Below are 26,815 nucleotides of genomic sequence, written 5' to 3' on the forward strand. Positions count from 1 at the left end.
GCGCCACTCAGGGAACTGGTCCGGATGGGAGGCGGGCGGCCATGGCGGCCAGGTTGTCGGCGAAGGTGAGGACGAATTCGACGCAGAGGTCGATGAGTTCGTCGCGGGTGATCTCGATGCCGCCGTCGAGCCAGGCCAGGATCAGTTCGGCGGCGCCGCCGGTGATCATCAGCGACACCGCGCGCACCAGGGTGTCGCTGCCCGGTGGTGGCGCGAGGAGGGCGCGTTCCTGATCGGCGACGACGTCGGCGATGGTGCGCATGGCGGCGGCGCGGCGGCGCATCAGCGTTTCGCTGCCGTGGGCTTCGGCGAACGCGATGCGGGCGCGGCGCGGGTCGTCGATGACGGAGGTGACGATGGCGGTTACCGCCGCGCGCGTTTTGGCCGGAATCCCCTCGGGTGCGGCGTCGAGGGCGTCGAGGGAACTGCGGACGGCGGTGTCGATGATCTCGTCGTGCACGGCGGCGGCCAAGGCGTCGAGGTCCGAGAAGCTCTCGTAGAAGAAGCGGGGGCCGACCTTGGCCTGTTCGCAGACTCCGCGCACCGTGGTCGTCGCCCAGCCCTGGGTGCCGATGATCTCCAGGGCCGCATCCATCAGGCGACGGCGGCGTTCCTCGCGCCGCTGCTCGGCGGAGGTGCCGCGGTAGATCCCGGTCGCTGCCCGTGTCACAGGCTCAGTATGCCGCAGGCAAATCAGGAAACAACCGTTTACGGAAACCATTGATTCCTGTATGGTGTGGATCACATGATTTTCGCAAGGATGCGAGAGGACGACCATGATGTCGACGATGGGCCGACGAGCGAAGTACGCCGCATCCGCGCTGGCCGAGCGTTATCCGTCGCGGACCCGAGCCCTCGCCGAACCACCCGCCGGTAGCGAATTGCGGCCGATACTAGGCGATTACGGCTTACCGGTGATCGGGCACGCCCTCCCAGCCATGACGGACAACCTCGATTTCGCGCGGCGGCGCGTCGGGAAATACGGTCCCGTGCAGTGGTCCGGACTGCTCGGGCGGGAGGTCGTGATGGTGGTGAGCCCGGAGGCGATCGAGGAGGTGCTCGCGGACCGGGACAAGGTGTATTCCGCCAAGGGCGGCTACGACTTCTTCATCGGACCGTTCTTCCGTGGCGGCATCCTGCTGCGCGATTTCGAGGAGCACCGCTATCACCGGCGCATTCTGCAGCAGGCCTTCACCCGGCCGCGACTGGTCGGCTATCTCGACATCACCACACCGGCGATCGCCCGCGGCATGAGTGACTGGTTGCCCGCCGACGACTTTCAGCTTTTCCCGGCAACGAAACATGTGCTGCTGCGCATGGCGTCGGAGGTGTTCATGGGCGCACGCCTGGGTCCCGAGGCGGCGCGGCTCGAGCGGGCGTTCATCGATGCGGTGCGCGGCGGGCAGGCGTTGGTGCGCACCAATCTGCCCGGCGGTGTGTGGGCCAAGGGCTTGCGCGGACGCAAGATACTCGAGGACTACTGCCGGCGCGAAATGCCCGCCAGACGCGCGGGCACCGGTGACGACCTGTTCAGCGTGCTGTGCCACACCGCCAGCGATGAGGGCCATACCTTCACCGATCAGGACATCGTCGACCATCTGATCTTCGTGCTGATGGCCGCGCACGACACCAGCACCATCGCGCTGGCGATGATGGGCTATCAACTCGGTCTGCATCCGGAATGGCAGGACCGGCTGCGCGCCGAATCGCAAGCGCTGGGCAAGGATTCGCTCGATTACGATGATCTCGACCGGCTGCCCGCCCTGGATCTGGTGTTCAAGGAGATCCTGCGGATGTACTCCCCGGTCGGTCAGCAGATCCGGGAGACGGTGCGCGACACCGCGATTCAAGGCCACTTCCTACCCGCGGGCACCATTGTCGTCATCGGCTCGCATTCGGCGATGCGTATCGATCGCTGGTGGCACGACCCCGATGTCTTCGATCCGGAGCGGTTCACCGCCGAACGCCAAGAGGACAAATCCCACCGCTACGTCTGGGCGCCCTTCGGCGGCGGCGCGCACAAGTGCATCGGCCTGTACTTCGGCGGCATGACCGTCAAGGCGATCATGCATCGCATGCTGTTGCACTACCAGTGGTCGGTACCGGCCGGATATGTGCCGCCGATGGGCTGGGCGACCGGCCCCATCCCACTCGACGGCCTCCCGATCCGGCTGCAAGCCGCACGCGTCGAAACCCGGCGTCCCGCATGAGAATTACCGCCGACCGAACCCGCTGCCAAGGCCACGGCATGTGCGAAGCCCTACTCCCGCACATCTTCCAGGTCGATGACTCCGGCAAGGTCCGCATCCTCACCGACCCCGTCCCCACTCCTGACGACCCCGACGCCCAGCTCGCCATCGACACCTGCCCAGTGGAAGCCCTGCGCGCCGAGGCGTGAGAGGCGCTGGTCAGACTTCGGAGGGGATTTGGGTGGCTGGTTCGTGGGTGGTGGCGGATAGGGTTGGGGCGTAGAGGGTTTCGATTTCGGTGGCGTATTTTGTCGCGATGGGTTTGCGGCGCAGTTTCATGGTGAGGGTGATTTCGTCGCCGCCGGGCTCCCAGAAGGTGGGCAGGATGGTGAAGCGTTTGATCTGTTCCACGCGGGACAGTTTCGCGTTGCCCGCGGCGATGCCCTGGGCGATTTCGGCGATGACGCCCGGGTCGGCGGCCAAGGCGGGGGCGGAGGCGTCGGGCAGCCCGCGCTGAGTCGCATACGGTGTCGCGGATTCGGCGTCGAGCACGATCAGGGCGGTGTTGTAGGGGCGGGCGTCGCCGATGGTGACGATCGAGCCGACCAGCGGGGTGGCGGCCTTGATGGTGTTCTCGATATTGGCCGGGGACATATTCTTTCCGGCCGCGTTGATGATGAGTTCCTTTTTGCGGTCGACCACGCGTAGATACCCGTCGGCGTCGCGGGTGAGGATATCGCCGGTGTGCAGCCAGCCCTCGGCGTCGATCGCATCGGCGGTCTTGCCCGGTTCCTTGCGGTAGCGCTTCATGACGAGTGGTCCGCGGACCAGGAATTCGCCGTCGTCGGCGATTTTGGCCTCCGTACCGGGCAGCATGCGACCGACGGTGCCCAGGCGCGCCTCGGCGGGTGGGCTGGCGCTGGCCACACAGGTCAGTTCGGACATCCCCCATATCTCGGAGATGGGGACACCGAGACCGCAGAAGAAACCGAGGGTCTCCGGCGGGATCGGCGCGGCACCCGACATCGCCCACTTCACCTGGTCCAGGCCGAGTTTGGCGCGCAACTTCGACAGCACCGACTCGTCGGCCTTTGCCCATTCGGCGGCCAGCTCCGCATCCACGGTTCCGCCCTCCAGTAGCACTGCGGCCTTGCGTGCGGCCACACCGAGCGCCCATTGCAGTGCGGCCCTCGTGGTTTCGTCGGGCTCGTTGGCGACCGAGAACTCGACCGCGGCCTTGAACTTCTCCCACACTCGTGGCACCGCACCCCAAATCGTCGGGCGCGCATCCAATAGCGCCGCGGGCAGCTGGTTGCGGTCCGGCACGACGGTGATCTGAGTGCCGTAGTACTCCTGCAGGTACAGCGCGGTGAACCGGTCGGCCATATGCGCGGTCGGCAGGTAGGAGGTCTGCCGGTCGCCGAATTCCACGGGGAGGACCGCATTGAAGGCCTGCGCCTCGGCGGTCAGGTTGGCGTGTGTGATCTCGACGCCCTTCGGATTTCCGGTGGTACCGGAGGTGTAGACCAGGGTCGCGATATCATCGGGCCGCACCGAACGCCATGTCGCCTCGAAGTCGAAATCGTTGCGGCCCTTGGCCTTCAGCTCCGCGAGACTGATCGTTCCCGCGTGCTCGGCATCCATGCACACGATGGTCTCGATCTGCGCTCCACAGGTGCGGACCCGCTCGACGTACTGTTCCTCGCAGATCACCACCCGATTGCCCGCATTGCCGAATACATAGTTCAGCTGCTCGGGTGCGAGGGTGTTGTACACCGAGAACGAGGTCGCGCCGGTGTGCTGTGCGCCCACCTCGATCGGATAGAACTCGACCCGATTGGCCATCATCAGCGCGACCGTATCCCCGCGCCCGATCCCGAGCGCATGCAATCCCGCCGCGATATGCCGGACCTGCTCGGCGTACTCCCGCCAGGTCAACGCGTGCCCGCCACCGATGGAGCGCACCGCGATCGCGGCGGGATCGATCGCCGCCACCCGCTGGAAGGCGGCACAGGAGGTATTCGGTTCGGTCATCGCACACCACAATCATTACGGCCACATTTTCTTCCCGACCGTAAGTTGCCACCCAACCCCCGCGTGCCGTTTTCACCCGATTCCGCCCGTGCCCGTCTGCCTTCCGCGCTCGCGGTCACGGCCGGCGGAGGTTTGCGTCGCACCCGAGCCACCGGGTTGGGGCGATCACCCATTCGGAAGCCGACCGATGAACGCGGCCAGTGCGCTTCGGGTTTCGAATCGTGCGAGTTTCGTGGCGCCACGATGCCGAGTTCGAGGGCAGATCGCGACTCCCAGTTCTGCAGGCGGTCGCGGGATCCACATGCTCCGTATGCGCCGTCGCGGATGGTTCCGGCGCGATGCGGGCCTTGGATGGACCCCGGGACCGACCAGGATCAGCTGGTGCCCTTGATGAACCCCGGGTGCTGGCACGGTATCCGGGTGGCCAAGCGCCACAGGGAGGTCACTTCTGCGGCTCGGGCTGCGTGGAACGGGTCTGTGGCGTCGCGGGGTCGGAAGTGCTGCGGCTTGGTGTCGATCCGCTCGATGACGCGCAGGCCCGCCGAGTCGATGGCGGCGAGGAGTTCGGTGCGGGTACGCAGGCCGAGGCGTTCGGCCAGATCGGATAGGACCAGCCAGCCCTCGCCGCCGGGTTCGAGGTGAGCGGGGAGGTCGGTCAGGAAGGCGCGCAGCATGGCACTGTCGGGGTCGTAGACGCCCTGTTCGACGCTGGAGGTCGGACGGATCGGGAGCCACGGCGGGTTGCAGAGGATCAGATGTGCGCGGCCGTCGGGGTACAGGCCGGGGCCTTGGACTTCGATGCGGTTCGTGAGCCCGAGCCGGTCGATATTGTCGCGGGCGCAGTCGAGTGCGCGCGGATTGATATCGGTGGCGACGATGTGGTCGACGCCGCGGCGGGCCAGTACCGCCGCCAGCACGCCGGTTCCGGTTCCGAGGTCGAATGCGGTGTGGTGCGCAACAGGCAGCGGCGCCTGTGCGACCAGATCGACGTATTCGCCGCGCACGGGGGAGAACACCCCGTAGTGCGGGTGGATCCGCGCGTCGAGAGCCGGTACCAGGACACCGTTTTCACGCCACTCGTGCGCCCCGATCGCGCCGAGTAGTTCGGTCAAGGCGATCACCATCGGCTCATGCGCGGACCCGTATACCTCGGTGCACGCTTGCCGAACATCGGGCGCGCGGCGCAACGCCAGGGAATGGTCCGGCTCCAATTGCACGATCAGCCTGCCCAACACCCGTGCCCGCTGCCCACGAGCCCGCCGATAGAGGTGAAAGGATTCGGCCGGTCCCGCGCCCGCCGCTACGGGTTTGCGATCTACGCGGCGGCGCAATGCCTGCAACAGCTGACGGGCGTTGTGAAAATCGCCGCGCCACAGCAGCGCCGTCCCCTGGCAGGCCAGGCGGTAGGCGGTATCGGCACGCATACGGTCATCGGCGACGGTGACTTGCGCGGGCGCGACCGCCGCGCTTTCGGAATGCCACTGTGCGCTGTGGACGGTGTCTGCTTCGGTCCAGTGAATGGTCGACATGGGGTGCTCCTCGTGATCGGACGTGCGTTGGCACGGAGAGCACTTCGACGAGAAGCGGGAGAACGGCCTGAGTCGGCCGGGGCTGTAAGGACGGACTAGGTGTCCCGCGTCGAAGTGCGAGCACCGAAGTCGCCGAGGACCATACCGAGCATCATGAGCAGCCCTTTCCCTGAGTCGACACCTTGAGATTCGCACATGAGCTACCGCCACCACGCACCGGGGTCCGTACAACGGACCCTCACGAGGTGCTCCGCCACCGCAAGCCCGATCGGTATCGGTGGGATCGATGTGAGGCGGGCCTGCTTCGCAGGGTCGATGTCGTCGACGTGCCGGGGCCGAATGTGTACCGAATCAACTTCCGCCGCAAGAGTTCCCGACAACTCGACCCGTCTCGGCCTCAGCTCCGCCGGGCTACTGACCGAGCGCGATCTCAACGCGCTGACATCTGCGTTCGCTGGTGGCGATGGCTGGCTGCGGCCAAAACATCGACAGCTGAGCCGATTTCGGCGAAGGCCGCCGCGGCCGCGCGGGATCGGGCTCCGGGATCCGTTGCGGCTGTTGATTCTTCGCACGCTCGCGGATGCCACCGAGCACACGCGCGGTGGTGCACCGAAGTCGAATCTGCTCTCGGGTGCCGGAAACGTCGGACCGCGGTCAGGCGACGCCCATCCACTTGTCGATCTGATCGATCGCCCCGGGGGTGAACGCACAGGTGACGTGGTCGCACGGCAGCAGGGTCAGCGACACGTCCACCCCAGCGCTTTTCCACTGTTGCTGTAGCGCCTGTGCGCCGGCGGCGGGAATCCATTCGTCGAACAGGCCGTGCCACAGGTAGATCGGCATCGTCGGGGTCAGGCCACCGGCTTTGGTTTCGCGGTAGATCCGCTGGACGACTTCGGTCGGGTATGGGTCGATCTTGGTCAGCGTGCGCAGCGCCACCGGTGCGGCGCCGAGCAGGGCGGCATTGGAGCAGAGGTTCTTGTTCTCCTGCGCGGTCCGCACCCCCAGGTCGTTGAGCAGGTCGAAAGCCTCGGGCGTGGCTCGGGCGACGCCGAGCGCCGCCATCAGATACAGCGCCCCGGCGGGCGGTTTCCCGTCCATCGTTTTGCGCAGCAGGCTCAGGTCGGCGGGTGTGCCACCGGCGGCGGCGCCGAGGATCCGCAGTTCGGGGGCATAGGCGGGCTGCAGCTGCGCGGCCCATACGGTGGCGATCGCACCGCCGCTGTAGCCGATCATCGTGGTGGGGCTGCCGGCGAGTCCGGCTGCCGGAAACTGTAGTGCGGCACGGATTCCGTCGAGCACTTCACGCGCCTGGGTGGGCCCGTGTGCGTAGGCCATCTTGGGGCCTTGGTAGTCGGTCATCACGACCGCGTAACCGTGCCCGAGCAGTTGGCGGGTGACATCGGGCGCCTCGATGGAGACCGAGTGGGTCAGTTGGTAGGACGGATTGCATTGGAGCCCGGCGCTGTCGATGGCGTAGTCATTGCTGACGACGCGCCCGTTCCATGTCTTGGGCTTCATGATCGTGGTGAGCGCGGCGATCGAAGAGCCGTCGGCGGCAGTGGATTTGAACCACACCTGCCAGGCGGCGAAGTCGTTGGTGGCGGCCAGTGGCGGCAGAATCTGCACCGACCGCGACGACAGGATCGCGCCGTTGGACAGCCCGTCGGTATTGAAATGCTGATCGAGGTAGGCGTCGCCGGTCGGGTCGGGATCGTATTTCGCGTAGTCACCGCTGTCGGCCGCGACCAGGGGCGAGGCCGCGAATATGGTGAGCGCCAGGGTGGTCGCGACGGAGAGGGCGCGCCACGGCAGCCGAAACATGAACAGGTCGCCTTTCGCTCGAACAACGCGCTGACCGGGGACACCGCGTCGGCAGAGGTTAAACCAACCGAGGCCGCGACACCGCGCATTTCACGATCTACTCCGAAATTCCTGTCGCGCGATAGCGGCCCGCCACGCAATAGCTGTACACGTCTGGGACAGTCGCCTACATTGCTGACATGGACACCATCGAGCTCGACGCACCGGATGGCGCTCTCGAAGCGATCCTGGCCCGCCCGACCGGGGTAGGTCCGTGGCCCGGTGTCGTGGTGCTGCACGACGGTGTCGGTTTCGGCCCGGATATCCGTAGCAATGTCGAAATGCTCGCCGACTACGGCTATCTCGCGATCGCCCCGAACCTGTTCGCCAATGGCCGGGTGCGCTGCATCCGCGCGGTGATGCGGTCGCTGATCTTCACCGGCGCCAGCCCCGCGATCCGGGAGATACTCGCCGCTCGCGACCGCTTGGTCGCCGATTCCGACTGCACCGGCAAGACCGCGGTCATCGGCTTCTGCATGGGCGGTGGTTTCGCATTGCTCACCGCGCCAATGGGTTTCGACGCGGCCGCACCGTTCTATCCGGGCCTCTACGGCGACTACCGCACCCAACTCGATGGCGCGTGCCCGGTGGTGGCCAGCTATGCACAGCTCGATCCCTCACTCCTGGGCGCGGGCCGCAAACTCGATCGTGTGCTGACCGATCTGGGGGTCGAGCACGACATCAAGACCTACCCGGGCACCATGCACGGCTTCGCCAACGTCTTCGGCATCGACCCGGTTCTGCGGGTCGGCGGTCTCGGGTACGACGCCGAGGCCACCCGCGATGCCTGGCATCGCATCTTCGCGTTCTTCGACAAGCACCTGACCGATGCGCCTGCGGCGGACGAATCCGAGTAGCGCGGGCTCGCGGCATGCCGCAACCCGACGGTCCGACCACGGCCCCGCACGTCCGCATCCCTACCACCCGAGATGACTTGCGGCGAAAACCTCACTCCCCGCGCCACTGCGGCGCACGCTTCTCCGCGAACGCGCGCGGCCCTTCCAGCGCGTCCTTGCTCGCGAAGATCGGTCCCGCCTCCCGGAAACTCATCTCCCACATCGGCGCATCCCAATCAGAGCCGAATTCATTGCTGCGGTGCATGATTCGCTTGGATGCGCGCACCGACAGCGGTGCGTTGGCGGCGATCTTCTCGGCGAGCGCTATCGCGGTGGGCAGCACCTGATCGGCCGGGACGACCCGGTTGACCAACCCCCAGTGCGCGGCGGCCGCGGCATCGATGGGCGCTCCGGTGAGCACCATCTCGTGAGCGATCTTGGGTGGGATCTGGCGCGGCAGCCGCAGCACGCCACCGGCGGCGGCGAACAACCCGCGGGTGACCTCGGGCAGTCCGAGTTCGGCATCGGCGCTCATCACCGCGAGATCGCAGGCCAATACGATTTCGGTGCCACCGCCGAGGGCGAATCCGTTGACCGCGGCGATGAGCGGCTTGTCGATGAAATGCTGGACCAGCCCGGCGAATCCGTACTCCGGATGGCCCGGGTCGTGAATCCCGTTGCCGCGTGCCAATTCCTTGAGGTCCGCGCCCGCGCAGAACGCGCGCCCGGCCCCGGTGATCACCGCGGCCCGCAGGTCCCGATCGGCCGCGACCTGCTCGAGTGCCGCACCGACGGCGATCGAGAGCGCGGAGTTCACCGCGTTCATCGCCTCGGGCCGGTTCAGCGTGATGATCGCGATATGGCCCTGGCGTTGCAGGATGGCGGCCTCGGTCATGTCGGGCTCCTCAGTTGATGTGTGCCGAACCTACCGTCTACGAGCTGGATTCGGTCAGCTTGGCGACGACCGGACCGAACATGGTGTTCTTGATCGCGCCCAGCGTCGCGGGATCCTTGCTGCCGAGCGGGGCGAGCATCGCGATGGCGGCGGTGGCGACCGCGGCTTCGCCCGCGGTGGCGTCGACGATATCCAGCGCCGCGGCATCTATTCCGCCGAAGCGGCGACCGGTCGTCATCGAGGCCACCGCGGCCTTGGGGGGCAGCTTGGACTGGATCAGCGCGGCCATTCCCGGGGTGAACGGAATGCGGATATCGACCTCGGGCAGACAGAAGAAGCCGCGGTCGGCGCGCATCACCCGATAGTCGTGGGCGAGGGCGAGCATGGCGCCGGCGCCGAAGGCGTGCCCGGGCAGTGCGGCAGCGGTGGGTATGGGCAGGGTGAGCACGCGGGCGAACAGGGCCTGCACCCGGCCGATGTACCACTGGGTGCGGTCACCGTTGGCGACCAGCCAGTCCAGGTCGAGGCCGTTGGAGTAGAATTTGCCGCTCGCGGTGGTCACCAGAGCGTGTGCCTCCTCGGCGATTGCGGTGTCGAGGTGCGCGTCGACCGCGTCGAGAAAGTCCGGGGTGAAACGGTTTTCGTCGTCGCCGAGGTCGAGGACGGCGATCTTTTCGTGGTAGCTCAGTGTGCTCATGTTGTTCCTTGCTCTAGGTGTTATTCGGGTGGGCCGACCGCGAGCACCGCGCGCACGGCGGCGCGAAGGTGTTCGCGGGCAATGGGTTTCGCGATCCGGTCGCGGCGCAGCAGGATGCCGGTAGGCAGGTCGACGACGCAGGTGGTGATCACATCGACCGCGGCGGCGTCACCGCGGCCCCACAGGGCACGTGAGAGCCGGATGAGCAGTCGCACCAGCGCGTCATCGGTTCCGGCGAGTTCGGCGACGACCTGTTCGGGCAGTTCGTCGCCGAGCAGTTCGTCACGTGAGACGGTCAGCAGCAGTTTCGAGGAATCGGGGTATCGCCGCGCGAACTCCACCGGCGTCTCGGCGGCGGCCACTACCGCATCCAGCGCGCCTGAGGTGAGGTCGTTCGCGGACAGATGCGCCTCGACCGACTCGGTCTGCATCCGCAGAAACCGCCCCGCCGCCCGTAACCAGCTGCGTCCGAGCAGTTCCGCGCGCGAGCCGAAGGTGTGATAGATCGCGCCGTTGGACACGCCGGTGGCCGCCGCGACGGCCCGGATGGTGACCGCAGCCGGACCCGAGCGCACCGCCAGCGACTCCGCGGCATCGAGCACGGTGTCGGGGTCATGGGTCCGTGGGCGGGGCATGCCACGACTATAACAGAGCAATTGCTCTGTAATTAATCGGCAGCACCCTGGCAAACTCTCTTCCGCTATGCCACTGCATGTTTCGCCCGGTCACGGGTACTTTCGCGGTGCGGCGACCCCACTGCGTGGACTTCGTTACGTTTCGGCGCGACGGACATACGATGAGGTACTGTCTGGTCCTCCCGCCTTGCCCGCACGAACAGAAACGGCGCCTGCGAATGTCACGAGTGGTCACCAAGGAGCAGTACTTCGACACCGCTCTGGAGGTCTTGGCCGAACTCGGCTTCAAGGGCCTCAACATCGGCGTGCTGTGCCGCCGCCTCGGTGTCACCAGCGGCTCGTTCTACCACCATTTCGGCAGCTGGCAGGGCTTCGTGGACGCGCTGCTCGAGCATTGGGAGAACCGCCAGGTCATCATCCTGCGCACGCTGAACTTCAACCAGGGCAATCCCGACGACGACATCCGCGCCATGTCCGACCTCGCCGCGGGCCTGCACCATGCCGCCGAGGCCGCGATCCGGGCCTGGGCAGGCAATGACGAATCGGTGAATCTGGCACTCAAGCGGGTCGACGAATCGCGCCGCCGTACCGTGCACAAGGCGATCAAAGGCGTTGTGGGCGATGAGGAGACCACCGCGGTGGTCACCGCGCTCGGCATGTCGATGCTGATCGGCTACCAGCAGATCGCCTCGGGCGGGGAGGATATTTCACTGGACCAACTGCTGGCCCAGTACGCGCGGTTGATCTACTCCCACGCTCGCCGCTCAGCCGAGTAGCTCGTCCACATAGCACCACCGCCACGCCTCACCGGGCTCCACACTGCGCATCACCGGATGTCCGGTAGCGGCGTAATGCTTGGTCGCGTGATTGCCCACCGAGGAGTCACAGCAGGCGATGTGCCCGCAGGACAGGCACATTCGCAGATGCACCCAGGTATATCCCTCGGCGATGCATTCCTTGCACTCGTCGGGTTCGGTGGGCTCACGCACCAGCGGCGCGGACTCGAGATGCGCGCAGTTGTCGGCCGCCACCGGGGCGGCGAGCGGTTCGACGCGTTCCTCTTCGGTTTCGTCGAAGCGGTCGATCATCGATTCCTCGAGATCGAGCCGCGAGAGCACGTACTGCAGGATCTCGTAGTCCGCGCCGCCCGAATCCCGCACGCGCAGTACCGTTTCCCGTTCCGCGCGCAGCATTTCCAGCCGCAGCCGACGATATTCGGCGGTCGGTGTCGCCAGTTCCGATTCCGAGCGGCCCAGCCGTTCCCAGGCCGCGTTGGTCTTCCAGGTGACCCGATCACGCAGTGTCTCGACGACACCGGGCGGCGTATCCGGGGTGATGTGCTTTTCCAGCTCGGCCAGTCCGGCCGAGGTCGCCTGCTGCAGCAGATTCGCCTTCTGCAGCGCGTTTTCCGCGCGACTCGGGCCGCGCACATGTAGCCGCCGCACCACCCACGGCAGCGAAGTCCCTTGCAGCAGCAGCGTTCCCGCGACCACGACGAGCGCGAGCAGTTTGAGCACCGGAAGCTGCGGGGTGTCGGCGGGCAGTAGCAGCACCGCGGCCAGGGTGACCACGCCGCGCATGCCCGCCCACGACACCACCACCGGATGACTCACCGGCACATCGGCATTCGACAATCCGAGCTTGCGCGGGAGCAACGCGACCGGGAACACCCACAGCGGCCGCGACAGCATCGCCGCCAACATGACCGCCACCGCCCCCACGATCAGCGTGGTGTGGTCGAGGTCGCTGTCCCACGCGCCCTCGATGATCGCGCGCATCTGCAGCCCGATCATCAGGAAGACGACGCTCTCGAGAATGAATTGGATGGTGCGCCAATTGGTGCGTTCGGCGATCCGGGAGGCGGCGCTCTGCCACACCGGCGCACCGTGCCCCAGCACCATGCCGCAGGTCACCACCGCGATCACACCGGAGGCTTCGATCCCCTCGGCGGGCAGATAGGCGACGAACGGCGCCAGGAACGACAGCGTGGTATCCAGCACCGGATCGGTGATCCGCCGCCGCAGCATCGCCAGCAGATAGGCGACCACGATGCCCACCGCCGCGCCGCCGCCCGCGGCCAGCAGGAAGTCACCACCGGCCTTCCACACCGACACCGTGCCCGCGGCCGCCGCGATCGCGGTGCGCACCGTCACCAGCGCGGTCGCGTCGTTGAACATCGACTCGTCTTCGAGGATGGTGACGATCCGGCGCGGCATCCCGATGCGCCGCGCGATCCCGGTCGCGGCCACCGCATCCGTCGGTGCGACCACCGCACCCAGGGCCACCGCCACCGCGAACGGTACCGGCAGCAGCCACCACACCACCGCCGCGACCGCGAACGTGCTGAACAACACCAGACCCACCGACAGCAGCGCGATGGTGCGCGCATTGGCCCGGAAGTCGACCAGGGAGGTGCGAATCGCCGAGGTGTAGAGCAGCGGCGGCAGGAAACCCAGCAGGATGACCTCGGGATCCGGATGGACCTCGGGAACGTGCGGCAAATACGACGCGACCACCCCGGCCAGCGTCAACACCAGCGGTTCGGATATCCCGAACCGTCGCGCGAACGCCGCGAGCGACGCCGCCGACGCGACTAGAACAACGAGGCCGATCGCGACATGCACAGTGGCATTCTCGCAGAGCAAACACCCGGCTCGAAAAGACCATGCGGTATGTGACACGGACAGTGTGGTTCAGTTCCCCCGAATGGCTGTGGCGGTAGCGTGCGCGCGCAATAGTTGTCGGCACGAAGGAGGTAGACATGGAAGAGTTTGCGTCCTGGCGGGCGAGCGGTCGGCGCCACACCCACCGCGGCCATCAGATCTTCTGGCAGGACAGCACCGGTGACGGTGCCGGAAATCTGCTCTGTATTCACGGCTTCCCCACCGCGTCCTGGGACTGGCACGCGGTGTGGCCGGGTCTGCGCGAGCGGTTCGCGCGGCTCATCGCCCCGGATATGATCGGCTTCGGCTGGTCGGCCAAACCCCGCCATTACGATTACCGGATCGCCGATCAGGCCGATCTCCACGAGAATCTGCTGCGTGAGCAGGGGATTTCCCGCACGCACATCCTGGCCCACGATTACGGCGACACCGTCGCCCAGGAGTTGCTGGCCCGCGACGCACAGCGCCGCGCCGACGGCGACGATTCCCTGGTGATCGAATCGGTATGTCTGCTCAACGGCGGACTGTTCCCCGAGACCCATCGTGCGCGACCGGTGCAGAAGTTGCTGGCGAGTCCGCTGGGACCGCTGCTCGGGGTGTTGGGTACCGAGCGGGTCTTCCGTCGCAGCCTCGCCGGGGTCTTCGGTCCCGACACCCGTCCCAGTGCCCACGAGCTCGATCAGTACTGGATCCTGTGGTGCAGCAAGCACGGGAAGAGCAACGGGCACAAGCTGATTCGGTATATGGGTGAGCGCAAGGCGAACCGGGAGCGCTGGGTGGGCGCGCTGGTCGACACGCAGGTTCCGGTCCGGCTGATCGACGGTCTGCTCGATCCGGTATCGGGTGCGCACATGGTGCGCCGCTATCGCGAGCTGATCCCGGATCCGGATGTGGTCGAGTTGCCGAAGGTCGGCCATTACCCCCAGTTCGAAGCCCCCAGGGAGACCTTGGCCGCGGTGCTGGATTTCCACACCAGCCGCGTGCGGTAGACGCACACCCCAGCGTTATGGGGTTTCCCATACTATGGCTACATGGCAGCGACACGCCGATCGAATAAGGAGGCTCCGGCGCGCCCACGGCAACGTGACGCGCGCCGGCGGATGATCGAGGGCACGATCGAATCCCTGCGCATCCATGGCGCGAGCGCCACCAGTGTGGACCGAGTACTGGCCGATACCGGTGCGCCTCGCGGGTCGGTCTATCACCACTTTCCCGGCGGTCGCACCCAGCTGATCACCGACGCGTTGACCGCGGCCGGTGGTTCGATGTCGGAATTCATCGAATCGATCACCCGCGAGAACGATCCGAGGGCCGCACTGGATATGTTCGTCGCGCTGTGGCGACGGACCCTCGTCGACAGCGACTACCGCGCGGGCTGCCCGATCTTCGCGGTCGCCGTCGAAACCAATGACGACGCACCGGAATTCGCGGCATCTGCCGCCGCGATCTTCGCCCGCTGGAATACCGCGCTCACCGATCTGCTCAGCCGTCACGGCCTCGATCCGGTGCGTTCGCGGCGCATGGCCACGCTTACCGTCGCCGCCGTCGAGGGGGCGATCGCGCTGTGTCGCGTCGAGCGTGCCACCACACCGCTCGAGGACACCGTCGGCGAGTTGCAAGCCCATCTGACGAACGCCATCAGCGCTTCCCAGTAGCGCCAGATCGACCCGTGAGGTGGGTCTTTTCCTGCCACATTCGGCAGTTCGACCGTGCGAAGAATGCACGCTCAGAGCCGTTTTTCGGGGTATGCGGGGCAATATTTCACCAGGGCGTGCCCTTGACATCCCGATTATGGTGGAGACCATAATCGGTGTCGGGTGCAGCTTCCACCGCGCCCACCACGGACCCGAGGAGACGCCGATGTCGCGAGCAGCCGAGCTCGACCTGGAGACGATCGACCTGGCCCGCAACGGGAGAGTGCTCACCGCGACCATCGTCGCGCCGCCGCTGAACTTCGTCACCCCCGCCGTCGTACGGGATCTGGACCTGCTCACCGCGGCGGCCGATACCGACGACACGGTCGGCGCGATCGTGCTCACGGGCGGTCTGCCCGGGCGGTTCCTCACCCACGCCGATCCGAGCGCGCTCACCGGCATGCTCGCGATGCCGCATCCGTTCATCCCGGCCCGCGCGGTGGCGCCGCTGATCCCGGTGCTCAATACGAGCCTGCGGGTACCGGGCGCGGCGCGGGTGCTGGAGCGTTTCGGCGGCGGTCTGGGCACCGGCATGGTGTGGGGTTACCGCTGGAAGCGAACGACCCTGCGAATGAACCGATCTCGCGTGGTCTATCTGGCCGCCATCAATGGTCCGGCCCTCGGTGGCGGCCACGAGATCGCCCTGGCCTGCGATATCCGGTATGCCGCCGACGCCGAGCACGTCAAACTCGGTCAGATCGAATCGATCGCCGATCTCATTCCGGGCGGCGGCGCAACCCAGCGTCTGCCGCGGCTGATCGGCGCGGCCAAGGCGATCGAGTTGACCCTCGAAGGTGGACCGCTCAGCGCACAGCAGGGCCTGCGCCTGGGTCTGGTGCACCGGCTGACCGCCGAGGACGAGTTGCTCGCCGAAACCGAGGCCACCGCGGCGCGTCTGGCCGCGCGCAATCCGGTCGTCATCAGGGAGCTCAAGCACGCCATCTACTTCGGCACGGAGAGATCGTTGTCGCGCAGTCTGAATCACGAACTCGCCGCCTTCCTGTCCACCGGCAGCAGTAAGGCGGCCACCCGCACCCAGCACGCCTTCTTCGACGATCTCGATCGGCTCGGCGACACACCGTTTCTGGCCGAGCCGAAGGCGTGGATCGACGGCACTCGCGTCGACCAGACCAGTTGATCCGCATCCATATCTCGACAGGCGGTTTCGCTTCCGCTCTCGATCAACGACAACTCAGAGGAGCATCGATGAGTACCGCCGCACAGCAGGGCAGCCGAGTCGAGGGCAGTGTGCGGCCCAGACGCAATGATGCTGTGGCACAACAGGAATGGCATAAGACCGCGTGCATCCTGTGTGAGAACAACTGCGGCCTGCTGATCCAGCTGGAGGGCCGCGGCTTCGCCAAGATCCGCGGCGACAAGGACCACGTCGCCTCGGCCGGATACACCTGCAACAAGGCGCTGCGCCTGGACCACTACCAGAACGGCGGCACCCGCTTGACCACCCCGCTGCGCCGCGAAGCCGACGGCAGTTTCACCGAAATCGACTGGGACACCGCGATTTCCGAGATCGCCGCGCGCCTCACCGAGGTCAAGGACACATACGGTGGTGACAAGATCTTCTTCTACGGCGGCGGGGGACAGGGCAACCACCTCGGCGGCGCTTACAGCGGTGCGCTGCGCCGGGCGCTGGGCAGTCGTTACCGCTCGACCGCGCTCGCCCAGGAGAAGACCGGCGAGGGCTGGGTCGACGCGCATTTGACCGGCGGCCACACCACCGGCGATTTCGAACATGCCGAAGTTTCGGTCTTCCTCGGCAAGAACCCCTGGCAGTCGCATGGTGTGCCGCGTGCCCGCACCGTACTGCAGCAGATCGCCAAGGATCCGGCCCGCACCATGATCGTGCTCGATCCGGTGCGCACCGAAACCGCCGATCTCGCCGATATCCATCTGCAGGTCCACCCCGGCACCGACGCGTGGTGCCTTGCCGCGATGCTCGCCGTGCTGGTGCAAGACGATCTGCTCGATCAGGAATTCCTCACCGACCACGTCGACCAGGTCGACGCGGTCACCGCGGTGCTGCGCGATATCGATATCACGTCCTATGCCGAAGTCTGCGGTGTGCCGGTGGAATTGCTGCGCACCGCCGCCCACCGGATCGGCACCGCGAGCAGTGTGGCCACCTATGAGGACCTGGGCGTCCAGCAGAGCCCCAACAGCACCCTGATCTCCTATTTGAACAAGCTGCTCTGGCTGCTCACCGGTAACTTCGCCAAACCCGGTGCCATGCAACCGCATTCGTGGATGGCGCCGTTGGCGAGCTACAGCCGTGACATCAAACGCAGCCCGGTGACCGGCGCACCGATCCTCGGCGGCATGTTGGCGTGCAATTCGATCGCCGAGGAAATCCGCACCGATCACCCCGACCGGTTCCGGGCAATGATCATCGAATCCGCGAATCCGGCACACTCACTCGCCGATTCGGCCGCCTTCCGCGCCGCACTGGACGCACTGGATCTGGTGGTGGTCATCGATGTCGCGTTCACCGAAACCGCACGCCACGCCGACTATGTGCTGCCCGCGGCCAGCCAGTTCGAGAAGTGGGAGGCCACCTTCTTCAATCTGGAGTTCCCGCACAACACCTTCCATCTGCGCGCGCCGGTACTCGAACCGCTACCCGGCACACTGCCCGAACCCGAGATCTATGCGCGCCTGCTCCGTGAACTCGGTGTCGTCGGGCGTGCCGAGCTGGCGGTACTGCGGACCGCCGCGAAACTCGGCCGTCGCCCCTACGCATTGGCCTTCGCCGCACTGTTGGCGATGAACAAGAAGATCGGCGGGCTCGCCCCCTACCTGCTCTATGAAACCCTGGGCCCAACCCTGCCCGATGGTGCGCGTTCGGCCGCTGTGCTGTGGGCGCTCGCGCAGCGCGTCGCGAAGGTGCACCCCGCCGCGATGCGTCGAGCGGGTCATCCCAATGCCGATGCGCTGTTCGACGCCATCCTCGCGGGCCGCTCCGGTGTCACCTTCACCATCGATGACTATCCGGACGCCTGGGACTATGTACCGCACCCGCGCATCCCGTTGGCAATCCCGGAATTGCTGCACGCGCTGCGCGAACTCCCGACCACGCCTGCCACGCACACCAGCCCCGAATTCCCCTTCGTCCTGTCGGCCGGGGAACGGCGATCCTTCACTGCCAACACCATTTTCCGCGACAACAGCTGGCGTCGCCGGGACCCGGAGGGTGCGTTGCGCCTCAACCCCGACGATGCCACCGCCCTCGGTCTCACCACCGGTGAGCGCGCCCGCATCACCACCCGGCGTGGCAGCGCCGTGGCCGCGGTCGAGATCAACGACCGCATGCGGCCCGGGCATGCCTCGCTGCCCAACGGGCTGGGCCTCGACTTGCCCGACGCCACCCGCACCGGTGTGGCCGCGAATGAGCTCACCGATGCCGGTTGGCGCGATGCGATTGCCGGAACGCCGTGGCACAAGCATGTTCCGGCCCGTATCGAACCACTGGGCAAGGTGTAGCTTTTCGTGCGCCACTTCGAGCAGGATCTCGTCGCTGACAGATTCCGCATCCCGCCCGGCGCAGCTTTTCGTGGACGAGCCACGGGGTGATCGCATCATTCCCGCGCGATCGAACAGATCCGCCCAGATCGGACAATTACGGCGCACGCGCCGGCGCTGGCAGCGACCTGCGTGCGGCCGGGTCTGTGAGCAACCGAACTTCGTGACGCTCCAGTGCGTTTCGCGCACATGGCGACACCGTACAGTCGGCCCATGGTTTTCCGGCTCGAGCTGCAACCTGCCCCGCCCCTGCACCTGACACCCAACTGTGTGGTGCATACCGGGACGGTGCGACTATTCGTCACCGGCACGCTCATCCACTCCTCCGGAGCCCCTGCCGAACCGTTCGGCTTCTTCCTCCCGAACACCCGTCCCCTGCCCGAAGACGCGCCCGAACCGTACCTGTGGGCGGAGATGCATCTGATGACCGCCACCGCGGCATCGGGAAACTTCCCGTTCGGCATCACCCACACCCAGGCCGCCTATGTCCCGGACCCGCGCGCGGGCCTGCACCGCTGGCTGCACCTCACCGCCGCCGCCCACCCCGCTCGAGAGCTCCGCCTCGGCTACCGCGTCACGGTTCAAACGTCCTGATCGGTCTCGGCGGCGTGCACCCAGGTGCGACCGCATCCGAGAAAGTCCGCGCGACGGTCAACTCACTCCGTGGAGTGGCCCCAGGCCACGTGATCGCCAGACTTCCCGGCCGCGACAGCCGGGCAACGGCGCGGATTCCGCGGGCAGCGCGGTCCTACGAAGTCGGCGCAGGCTCGCGATCGACATCCGCCGCCGTCGGCGCGGGGGTCGCCGGAGTCACTGTCACCCACGTGTTGTTGACCGCCGCGTTCCCGGAGAAAGTGTCGGTGAGCGACGGGTCGTGCAGCAGATTGACATTCGCGCCTGGGAGGGACGCCGCCACTTGCCAGCCGACGCCGGGTTCGCGGTGACCCCAGCCGTGCGGGATGGCGATGGTGCCGCGGCGGATATCGTCGCTGACCTCGAGGGTGACCACGATCGAGCCGGTGCGGGAGGTGACCGCGACGGGTGTGCCGTCGGTGAGGGCGCGTTCGGCGGCGTCGGCGGGGTGCATAAGGGCGGTGCAGCGGTCGCGGCCCTTCACCATGGACGGGACATTGTGCAGCCAGGAGTTGTTGCTGCGCAGGTGGCGGCGGCCGATGAGTTTGAGGTCGTAGCCGTCGGCGGGCGCGGTCAGCGCATTGCCGCGGCGCGCCTCGTCGAGCAATTCTCGTGCGGCCGTGAGGAAATCGTCGGGCGCGAGATGCACTTTGCGATCCTTGGTCCCGATCAACGTGCGCAATCGCGGCTGCAGCGGACCGAGATCGATCCCCCCGGCCGCGGCGCGGACCTTCGCGACAGACAATCCCTTGCGGCCGCGTCGCAGCACCCCGTACGGGCCTGCGGCCACCCCGAGGGTCGTCAACCGCATCGGACTGAACTGCGCCAGCAGCGCGTTGACCGCCCGTGTGGTGAACCGGCGTGCCGGCAGCGGCACCAGCTCGGTGATCAGCCGCGCCATGATCTGCCAATCTTCGAGTCCGTCGGCCGGAGGTTCGAAAACACGGGCGTCGTAGCGCAGATTGTTCCGGACACTGAACACCGGGAACAGAATGTTCACATCCTCGCGTTCCAGCGGGGAGATCGGCGGCAGGATGATGTCCGCGTGCCGGGTCGTCTCGGTCACGTACATATCCACGGCGACATAGAGATCCAGCTTGTCCAGTGCGGCGTCGAGTTTGCCGCGCTGCGGTGTCGACAGCACCGGATTACCGGCGTAGGTGATCATCGCGCGGATCTGCCCGGCGCCCTCGGTGAGGATCTCATCGGCCAGCACCGCGACCGGCAGCTCGGAGCGAAACGATTTGTAGGTGCCGGAGCGGTCCGTCCACGCCCCGTAGCCCACCGGCAGGTATTTCCCGAATCGCGGCGCATCGATCGGCGGCGTCGCGAACATCTGCCCGCCGGGCCGATCCAGATTCCCGGTGACCGCGTTGATGGTGTTGACCAGCCAATGTGTCAGCGTGCCGGTCACCTGGTGGCATATCCCGATCCGGGCATAGACCAGTGCCGAATCCGCCGCCGCATGCTCGCGTGCCAGCCGCCGAATCGTCTCGGCATCGATGCCGGTGAGCGGCGCGGCGAGTTCCGGTGTCGCTTCGGCGACCAGCGCCCGCAATTCGTCCCAGCCGGTGCATTGCGCGCGAATCCTGCTTTCCTCACACAGGTTTTCGCTGACCAGCACTTGCAGCATCGCCAGCAGTAGATACACATCACCGCCGGGTGCGATGGCCACATGCTCGTCGGCCAGGCGCGCGGTCTCGGTGCGCCGCGGATCGATGACGACGACCTTGCCGCGCTTGCGCACGTCTCGAATGCGTTGCTTCGCATTGGGCATGGTGGTCACCGAACCGTTGGACACCGCCGGATTGGCGCCCATGATCACGAGTCGATCGGTGCGATCGATATCGGCCACCGGCATCAGTACATTCGATCCGAACATCCGCCACGCCACGAACTCCTGCGGAAACTGGTCGATCGAGGACGCCGAAAAGAAGTTCCGCGTCATCAGCACTGTGCGCAGCAGCGCGCCGTAGATCACCGACGAGCTGTGTGCGGCCGGATTTCCCAGGTACATTCCGATCGCGCTGGCTCCGTGCGCGCGGCGCACCTGCCGCAGCCGCCGCCCGATCTCGCTGAACGCCTCGTCCCACCCGATCGGTTCGAACCGGTCACCGACCCGACGCACCGGCGTGCGCAATCGATCCGGATCGTGGTGCAGCCCACCCATTGCCGTCGCCTTCGGGCAGATGTACCCCTGCGAGAGCACATCATCGGGATTGCCCTCGATCCGGGTGACCTGATCATCCTCGACGGTCACCAGAATCCCGCAGTGCGCCTCACACAACGTGCATTGCCGAGCGACGGTGGTAGCACCCATCCCGTGTTCCTCCACACCATTGAGAGAGTTACCGTCTCATCGTAGCGGCGCCTACCGTGGCGGGTATACCGTTCCGGTCGAGCCCGGCCCGCGGATTCGCCCGCGCGCGGGATCGGTTGCCGTAGCGTCGATCACGGCCCGCCGGTCCGCGACATCGGACGGTATCGATCGATCTTTCGGAAGTTGTTATGCGCGAACAGATTTCGTGCCGAGTCCGGTCTGCCGAGGGAGATCTCCGCCTTGCTCTGGGCCAGCGGCGTTGCGACTGCCGGCGTTTCGAGTGCGGTCGTCGCGCGGATGACCCGGCTGCGGCATCAGGGTCAGCGGTGCATGTATCCCAGTGTGAACGATGCATCGTCGAGCCGTGGGGCGATCGATTCCCCGCCGAGCGCCTGCCGCAATATCGCTTGTTCGTCCTGAATGACGTGCATTACGGCGTTGATCAGCGCGAGGTGGGTGAACGCCTGGGGGAAATTGCCCCAGTGCCGACCGGTCCGGGGGTCGATCTCCTCGGCGTAGAGGCCCAGGGGGCTGGCGTAGGCGAGCAGTTTCTCGCACAGCTGTTTGGCTCGTGTCTTCTCACCGATCTCCGACAGCGCCGAGACCAGCCAGAACGAGCAGATCGTGAAGGCACCTTCTTCCCCCGCGCAGCCATCGTCGGTTTCACCGACGCGGTAGCGCAATACGAGGCCGTCTTCGGTCAGTTCGTCGGCGATGGCCAACACCGTGTTGCGTACCCGGTCGTCGTCTGGTGGCAGGAAGCGAACCAGCGGGATGAGCAGGGTCGAGGCATCCAGCGCCGTGCTGCCGTAGTACTGGGTGAACACCTGCCGGGAATCGAGGGCGTGAGTGCATATGTCGGCGTGGATTTCGTCTGCGGCCTGCTGCCAGCGATGCGCGCGTTCGAAGTCCTGGTGGATGCGAGCCAGCCGGGCGCCACGATCGGCGGCAACCCAGCACATCACCTTGCTGGAGGTGAAATGCTGGGGCTCCCCGCGTACTTCCCAGATGCCGTGGTCGGGCTCGCGCCAGTAGGTGAGAGCGCTTTTGACCGCCCGGCTCAGCACCAACCAGGCTCGCGCGTCGATTCGGTCCTGGTTGCGCGCGTAGAGATAGACCGCGTCCAGCGCAGCACCCCACACATCGTGCTGGCGTTGCCGGTACGCGCCGTTGCCGATGCGCACGGGGCGGGCATTTTCGTAGCCACGCAGGTGGGTGAGAGTCTGCTCGGTGAGGTCGCTTTCGCCGCCGATGCCGTAGACGATCTGCATATCCCGGACGTCTTCGGTCAAACCGATGATGTAGGAGAAGAAGTCGTTGGCCTCCCAGCTGAAACCCAGCGTGTACAGGCCCCACAGCGCGAAGGCGGAGTCGCGTATCCACGAGTAGCGATAGTCCCAATTGCGTTGTCCGCCTGGTGTTTCGGGTAATGACGTGGTGGCGGCGGCGCTGATGGCGCCGGTGGGCGCGAAGGTCAGCCCCTTGAGGGTCAGCGCGCTGCGGGTGAGCTGGGCAGCCCAGGGATGGTCCGGAAACCGCCCACCGGCCAGCCAGTGCCGCCAATGATGGATGGTCCGCAGCAGCCGCGCATCGGCCTCGTCGACGGCGCGCGGTGCGTCACGACTACCCCAGGAGAGCGCGCAAAACCGCGTGTCGCCCGCCTTCAGCAGGGTGCGGGCCAGCGCATGGGTCCCTTCCAGCCCCAAGCGCAGGTCGGTGCTCAGTGTCAGCTGCAGATCGATCCCGTCGGCGCCGGCCTGCGCGGTGTAGTAACTGTCGAGGTACTCCCAATGCGCGCGATGCCTGCCGTAGTCGAAGGACGGCTGGCAGTCGAGCACGAACTGGATTTGCCCGGTCTCACAGTGCACTGTCCGCAGCAGAATGTGCTCGGCGTCGTAGTCGGTGGGGGTTCGACAATGGGCGCTACGGCCGGGTACCTGATGTCGCCAGGGTCCGACCAGCAGCACATCGCGGACCGTCGCCCACCCCTCGCCACTGCGCCAACTGGTCTCCATGACCATCGTGCCGGGGACGTAACGGCGATCGGTGGGCACCATGTAGTCGGCGGGGGCGAACCGGAACGAACCGGCGGAACGATCGAGCATGGCCGCAAAGACACTGGGGGAGTCCATGCGGGGCAGACACATCCATTCGACGGTTCCGCTGGGCGCGATGAGTGCGGTGACCTCGCAGTCGGAGATGAAACCGTAGTCATCGATGCGCGGGAACGCCGTCGGCCGCGGCATGGGTTCGCTGTGGTCGTCCATGTGTCGCTCCATCGTCGTCTGGGCGCTGAACTCTGACCTGGCTATTCCACGCAATCGACTGGCGAATCAGGCTGAGTATGCACCGCAACGATGGTGCTCGGCGACGTTATGCCAATGCCTGCCCTCTGGCCACCAGCGGCGGCGGGATCAGTGTCGTCCAGAATTCGCGGCGGACCGCATCCCACAGCCTCGCCAGTTCCGGAAGGAGCTCGCGCGCACGCGCGAGATCCGGGTAGCTGCTGGGGCAGAAGGACGCCACCGGCGAAGCGTCGGATGCGTTGTGCACGGCGACGATCGCGATCACATGATGCTGAACCATGCGCCACGTCACACACAGTCCGTCGACTTCCGTATAGCAGGTCGGGCTCTCGGACATGGGAAAATCCTGTTTCGATCGTCACCTCGGCGCATCGAGGTGTCCATGCGGGGCAGTACCCTTAACCTAAGACATTAGATTTCATAGTTCAAGAGGTTTACATAAAACTTTATAGTTCATATTTCAATTGTTAAACGGGTAGAATCATGTCAGGTCCCGTCACCCCAGGAGTCGCGTTGTCCCACCAGAAGAGGGCCGGATTGACCGCACTCGGCGCCGTGCTGTCACCACTCGAGGGCGGTGGGCCGAAAACCGAGGCCGTGGTACAGCGGCTGTCTGCTGCGATCAGCCTCGGTGTGATGGCCGACGGCCAGCAGTTGCCGAGTGAGACCGACCTCGCCAACCAGTTGGGTGTCTCGACGATGACCCTGCGGGAGGCGCTGGTCGTCCTTCGGCAGCAGGGCATCGTGCACACCAAGCGCGGGCGCGGGGGCGGCAGCTTCATCAGCGCTTCGACGGAGGTCTTCGAGAGCACCTCGCTGGCGCGGTTGCAACAGATGAGCGTTCAGGAGCTGCGCGATCTAGGGGACGAGCACTTCGCCGTCACCGGGGCGGTTGCCGTTTTCGCCGCGCGCCGCAGCTTGCGGGCCGATATATCCGGACTCCGCGCCTTGGCCGACCGACTCGAGGCCAGCTCCGACCTCGTCTCGGCCCGCCAGGCCGACAGCCGCTTTCACATCGAGATGGCGGTGTGCGCACAGTCCACCCGGCTGACCCGCGCCGAGGTCGGTCTGCAGGCAGAGCTGTCGGCCTTGCTGTGGCTGCCGGGCCTGAAGCTGGACCCTGCGGTCGAGGCGACCGCCCATCGTGACGTGGTGGACGCGATCGAGCAAGAAGACGACGCCCGGGCCAGAGAACTGGCAGAATCGCATACGGAATCACGCATCCGCCGCCTTGTTGCCTTGCGCTTGGAGCTCAGTGAGGGACACCGATAACTTTCCGGCCCCCGCGACCATCGAGTCGCTCGCTGATTCCGTCACAAAACTGGCTGACGAGGTCTACCTATCGCTGGCAACCATCGGGACCGCGCTGACAACCCTCTGGGAAGAGCTCACCGAGAAGCTGCCGTCCACTCCCCGGGCAAGGGATCTGGCACCGCTGCGCGAGACCATCCTCGGCGAACTCGAGTCACGCGGAAAATTGTTCAACGGCGCAGGCGTAGTGATGGCCGACCGCGTTCTGGCGGATCACCCCCGACACCTCGAGTGGTGGCTTCCCACCGCGCAACGCCTGCTGCTGGAATTGAACCCCGGGAGTGAATACTTCTACGACTACACCAAAATGGACTGGTTCACGGTTCCGCGCGAGCAGGGTCGGCGATGGGTACAGGGGCCGCACCTCGATTACGCGTGCACCGACGAGTATGTCTGCACATTCTCGATACCGGTCACGACCACATCGGGAACATTCCTCGGAATCGCCGGTGCCGATGTGCCGGTTGCCGCGATCGAGGCGGTCTTGCTTCCGCGATTCCAAGCGCTCGGTCAGCGGGTGGTGCTGGTCAACAGTGAAGGCCGCGTCATCATGGGGACCGATCCCGAATTCACCACCGGATCCAAGACGAGCCGGATGGACAGCTCCGCTGCGACAGTTCCGATCGAGGCGATGCCTTGGTCGTTGCGTCCGCTCGGATCCAGGGCATCCCACTGACCCCCAGCGTCAACTCCACAGCGTCACATGCACTTTCGGGCGGAACCGGGTGACGCCGACGCCGGACCCGCGGATCATCGCCTGGGTGCATCGCGGGGTGGTGATGAACCGCAGCAGTTCCGACACCGCGGGCTGGCGGGTGTCGGGTGGCAAGGTGGTCGCGCACCACTCATCGGATACCTGAAGGCCGGGTCCCTTGATGTGGCGCAACCGGCCGGTCGCGAGGTCGGAGGACACGGCGAAGCCGATCGTCAGGGTGACGCCTCCGGTACAGCGAACCTCTTCGAGGGCGGCGGCGTCGCTCTGGAAGATCCGCTGGTGTGATTCGGGAATGGCCAACTCGCGCAGCATTGTCGCGATGTGCCCGTCGACACTGCCTGCACCGGGCCCCAGCATCCACTGCTGTTCCCGCAGCAGCGCCGGATGCGGTGCGATGTCGGCCAGTAGGCTGTCGGGGCGCACGACCGAAATGATCTGATATTTCAGGAACGGCCGGGCGGTGATGGTCGAGTCGGTGCCGTCGTGCCCGGGCCCCAGCGCGATATCCACCGCGCGGGTCTCGATCAGGCTGCGGAACCGACTGGTGGGATGCACACTCAGCTCCACCGACAGATCCTTCGCCCGCGCCGCGAACAGGTCGATGAGGCCGGGCGCGGCATGTTCGGCGAACGCGCTCGATGCCGCGATACGTAGCAGCCGTCGGCCGTGGGCCGCCTCGCTCACCTCGATGGCGGTCTGGCGCTGCAGTCCGAGAATCTCGATCGCCCGGCTGGCCAAGCGCAGCCCGCCGGGGGTGAAGGCCAGACCCGATGCCGTGCGGGTGAACAGCGGATCGTCGAGTTCCTTGCGCAGCTGGGCGATGTGCGTCGAGACACCGGCATCCGACATCCCCAGCTCGCCGGCCGCCGCATGGACGGAGCCGAGCCGCACCACGGTCGAGTAGGCCCGAAGCTGGGCGGGCGTCACAATCCGAGTCTACTTTGGAGGTGGACGCAGCGAC

General features: G+C 66.3%; 23 protein-coding genes. 11 read left to right on the plus strand and 12 right to left on the minus strand.

Annotated elements, in window-relative coordinates; all coding sequences use genetic code 11:
* Positions 1–7: 7 nt before the first annotated feature.
* Positions 8–670: a TetR/AcrR family transcriptional regulator gene (locus ACFYOW_RS30770; protein ID WP_387293575.1), complete on the minus strand. Its 663-nt coding sequence runs from the start codon at positions 668–670 to the stop codon at positions 8–10.
* Positions 671–788: 118 nt separating this feature from the next.
* Between ACFYOW_RS30770 and ACFYOW_RS30775 the strand changes: the two genes are divergently transcribed.
* A complete protein-coding gene (locus ACFYOW_RS30775; RefSeq protein WP_387293576.1) occupies positions 789–2,210 on the plus strand; it encodes a cytochrome P450 in 1,422 nt (473 codons plus the stop codon).
* On the plus strand, positions 2,207–2,398 hold the full coding sequence (locus ACFYOW_RS30780) for a ferredoxin (protein ID WP_387293577.1): 192 nt from the start codon (positions 2,207–2,209) through the stop codon (positions 2,396–2,398). Before ACFYOW_RS30775 ends, ACFYOW_RS30780 begins: the two co-directional genes overlap by 4 nt.
* Before the next feature lie 10 nt (positions 2,399–2,408).
* Here ACFYOW_RS30780 and fadD11 read toward each other — a convergent pair whose 3' ends face one another.
* The 3 genes from fadD11 to ACFYOW_RS30795 all read right to left on the minus strand — a co-directional run bounded on the left by fadD11 (position 2,409) and on the right by ACFYOW_RS30795 (position 7,576).
* Positions 2,409–4,223, minus strand: a complete 1,815-nt coding sequence (gene fadD11, locus ACFYOW_RS30785; RefSeq protein WP_387293578.1) for a fatty acid--CoA ligase FadD11 — start codon at positions 4,221–4,223, stop codon at positions 2,409–2,411.
* A 374-nt stretch (positions 4,224–4,597) separates the two neighbouring features.
* Positions 4,598–5,752 carry a methyltransferase gene (locus ACFYOW_RS30790; RefSeq protein ID WP_387293579.1) on the minus strand — a complete coding sequence of 385 codons (1,155 nt, stop codon included), beginning with the start codon at positions 5,750–5,752 and terminating at the stop codon, positions 4,598–4,600.
* A gap of 654 nt (positions 5,753–6,406) precedes the next feature.
* A complete protein-coding gene (locus ACFYOW_RS30795) occupies positions 6,407–7,576 on the minus strand; it encodes a lipase family protein (RefSeq protein ID WP_387293580.1) in 1,170 nt (389 codons plus the stop codon).
* A 179-nt stretch (positions 7,577–7,755) separates the two neighbouring features.
* Here ACFYOW_RS30795 and ACFYOW_RS30800 point away from each other — a divergent pair, with 179 nt between their 5' ends.
* Positions 7,756–8,472: a dienelactone hydrolase family protein gene (locus ACFYOW_RS30800; protein WP_387293581.1), complete on the plus strand. Its 717-nt coding sequence runs from the start codon at positions 7,756–7,758 to the stop codon at positions 8,470–8,472.
* Between the two features lie 91 nt (positions 8,473–8,563).
* On the opposite strand, the gene ACFYOW_RS30805 is transcribed toward ACFYOW_RS30800, so the two are convergent.
* Genes ACFYOW_RS30805 through ACFYOW_RS30815 form a run of 3 tightly spaced genes read right to left on the minus strand, consistent with a single transcriptional unit; the run spans position 8,564 to position 10,678 of the window.
* Entirely contained in the window at positions 8,564–9,346 is a 783-nt protein-coding gene (locus tag ACFYOW_RS30805) for a crotonase/enoyl-CoA hydratase family protein (RefSeq protein WP_387293582.1), read from the minus strand.
* A gap of 37 nt (positions 9,347–9,383) precedes the next feature.
* Positions 9,384–10,043, minus strand: coding sequence for an enoyl-CoA hydratase-related protein (locus tag ACFYOW_RS30810; protein WP_387293583.1), 660 nt, complete (start codon positions 10,041–10,043; stop codon positions 9,384–9,386).
* 20 nt (positions 10,044–10,063) lie between these two features.
* Complete coding sequence (locus ACFYOW_RS30815; protein ID WP_387293584.1) at positions 10,064–10,678, minus strand: TetR/AcrR family transcriptional regulator; 615 nt, start codon at positions 10,676–10,678, stop codon at positions 10,064–10,066.
* Positions 10,679–10,896: 218 nt separating this feature from the next.
* Here ACFYOW_RS30815 and ACFYOW_RS30820 point away from each other — a divergent pair, with 218 nt between their 5' ends.
* On the plus strand, positions 10,897–11,454 hold the full coding sequence (locus ACFYOW_RS30820) for a TetR/AcrR family transcriptional regulator (RefSeq protein ID WP_387293585.1): 558 nt from the start codon (positions 10,897–10,899) through the stop codon (positions 11,452–11,454).
* On the opposite strand, the gene ACFYOW_RS30825 is transcribed toward ACFYOW_RS30820, so the two are convergent.
* Positions 11,443–13,302: a Na+/H+ antiporter gene (locus tag ACFYOW_RS30825; protein ID WP_387293586.1), complete on the minus strand. Its 1,860-nt coding sequence runs from the start codon at positions 13,300–13,302 to the stop codon at positions 11,443–11,445. The two genes, ACFYOW_RS30820 and ACFYOW_RS30825, sit on opposite strands and share 12 nt — an antisense overlap.
* Before the next feature lie 137 nt (positions 13,303–13,439).
* On the opposite strand from ACFYOW_RS30825, the gene ACFYOW_RS30830 reads away from it, so the two are divergent.
* The 5 genes from ACFYOW_RS30830 (at position 13,440) to ACFYOW_RS30850 (ending at position 19,163) form a co-directional block, all read left to right on the plus strand.
* Positions 13,440–14,330: an alpha/beta fold hydrolase gene (locus ACFYOW_RS30830; protein WP_387293587.1), complete on the plus strand. Its 891-nt coding sequence runs from the start codon at positions 13,440–13,442 to the stop codon at positions 14,328–14,330.
* 42 nt (positions 14,331–14,372) lie between these two features.
* Entirely contained in the window at positions 14,373–14,996 is a 624-nt protein-coding gene (locus ACFYOW_RS30835; protein WP_387293588.1) for a TetR/AcrR family transcriptional regulator, read from the plus strand.
* Positions 14,997–15,201: 205 nt separating this feature from the next.
* A complete protein-coding gene (locus ACFYOW_RS30840) occupies positions 15,202–16,173 on the plus strand; it encodes an enoyl-CoA hydratase/isomerase family protein (protein WP_387293589.1) in 972 nt (323 codons plus the stop codon).
* A 68-nt stretch (positions 16,174–16,241) separates the two neighbouring features.
* The gene (locus ACFYOW_RS30845) at positions 16,242–18,530 is read left to right on the plus strand and encodes a molybdopterin-dependent oxidoreductase (protein ID WP_387293590.1); all 2,289 of its coding nucleotides are present in this window, start codon (positions 16,242–16,244) and stop codon (positions 18,528–18,530) included.
* Positions 18,531–18,782: 252 nt separating this feature from the next.
* Positions 18,783–19,163, plus strand: a complete 381-nt coding sequence (locus tag ACFYOW_RS30850; RefSeq protein ID WP_387293591.1) for a hypothetical protein — start codon at positions 18,783–18,785, stop codon at positions 19,161–19,163.
* Positions 19,164–19,317: 154 nt separating this feature from the next.
* Here the strand turns inward: ACFYOW_RS30850 and ACFYOW_RS30855 are convergent, their stop codons facing one another.
* From ACFYOW_RS30855 to ACFYOW_RS30865, 3 genes are all read right to left on the minus strand, one after another.
* The gene (locus ACFYOW_RS30855) at positions 19,318–21,522 is read right to left on the minus strand and encodes a molybdopterin oxidoreductase family protein (RefSeq protein WP_387293592.1); all 2,205 of its coding nucleotides are present in this window, start codon (positions 21,520–21,522) and stop codon (positions 19,318–19,320) included.
* A 320-nt stretch (positions 21,523–21,842) separates the two neighbouring features.
* The gene (locus ACFYOW_RS30860) at positions 21,843–23,801 is read right to left on the minus strand and encodes a glycoside hydrolase family 15 protein (protein WP_387293593.1); all 1,959 of its coding nucleotides are present in this window, start codon (positions 23,799–23,801) and stop codon (positions 21,843–21,845) included.
* Between the two features lie 94 nt (positions 23,802–23,895).
* Positions 23,896–24,165: a hypothetical protein gene (locus tag ACFYOW_RS30865; RefSeq protein WP_387293594.1), complete on the minus strand. Its 270-nt coding sequence runs from the start codon at positions 24,163–24,165 to the stop codon at positions 23,896–23,898.
* A gap of 176 nt (positions 24,166–24,341) precedes the next feature.
* Between ACFYOW_RS30865 and ACFYOW_RS30870 the strand changes: the two genes are divergently transcribed.
* Positions 24,342–25,100 carry a FadR/GntR family transcriptional regulator gene (locus tag ACFYOW_RS30870; protein ID WP_387293595.1) on the plus strand — a complete coding sequence of 253 codons (759 nt, stop codon included), beginning with the start codon at positions 24,342–24,344 and terminating at the stop codon, positions 25,098–25,100.
* Entirely contained in the window at positions 25,084–25,815 is a 732-nt protein-coding gene (locus ACFYOW_RS30875) for a cache domain-containing protein (protein WP_387293596.1), read from the plus strand. Before ACFYOW_RS30870 ends, ACFYOW_RS30875 begins: the two co-directional genes overlap by 17 nt.
* Before the next feature lie 9 nt (positions 25,816–25,824).
* Here the strand turns inward: ACFYOW_RS30875 and ACFYOW_RS30880 are convergent, their stop codons facing one another.
* Positions 25,825–26,781 carry a LysR family transcriptional regulator gene (locus ACFYOW_RS30880; RefSeq protein WP_387293597.1) on the minus strand — a complete coding sequence of 319 codons (957 nt, stop codon included), beginning with the start codon at positions 26,779–26,781 and terminating at the stop codon, positions 25,825–25,827.
* Between the last annotated feature and the right edge of the window lie 34 nt (positions 26,782–26,815).

This window comes from Nocardia sp. NPDC006982, assembly GCF_042869435.1.
Lineage (GTDB): Bacteria > Actinomycetota > Actinomycetes > Mycobacteriales > Mycobacteriaceae > Nocardia.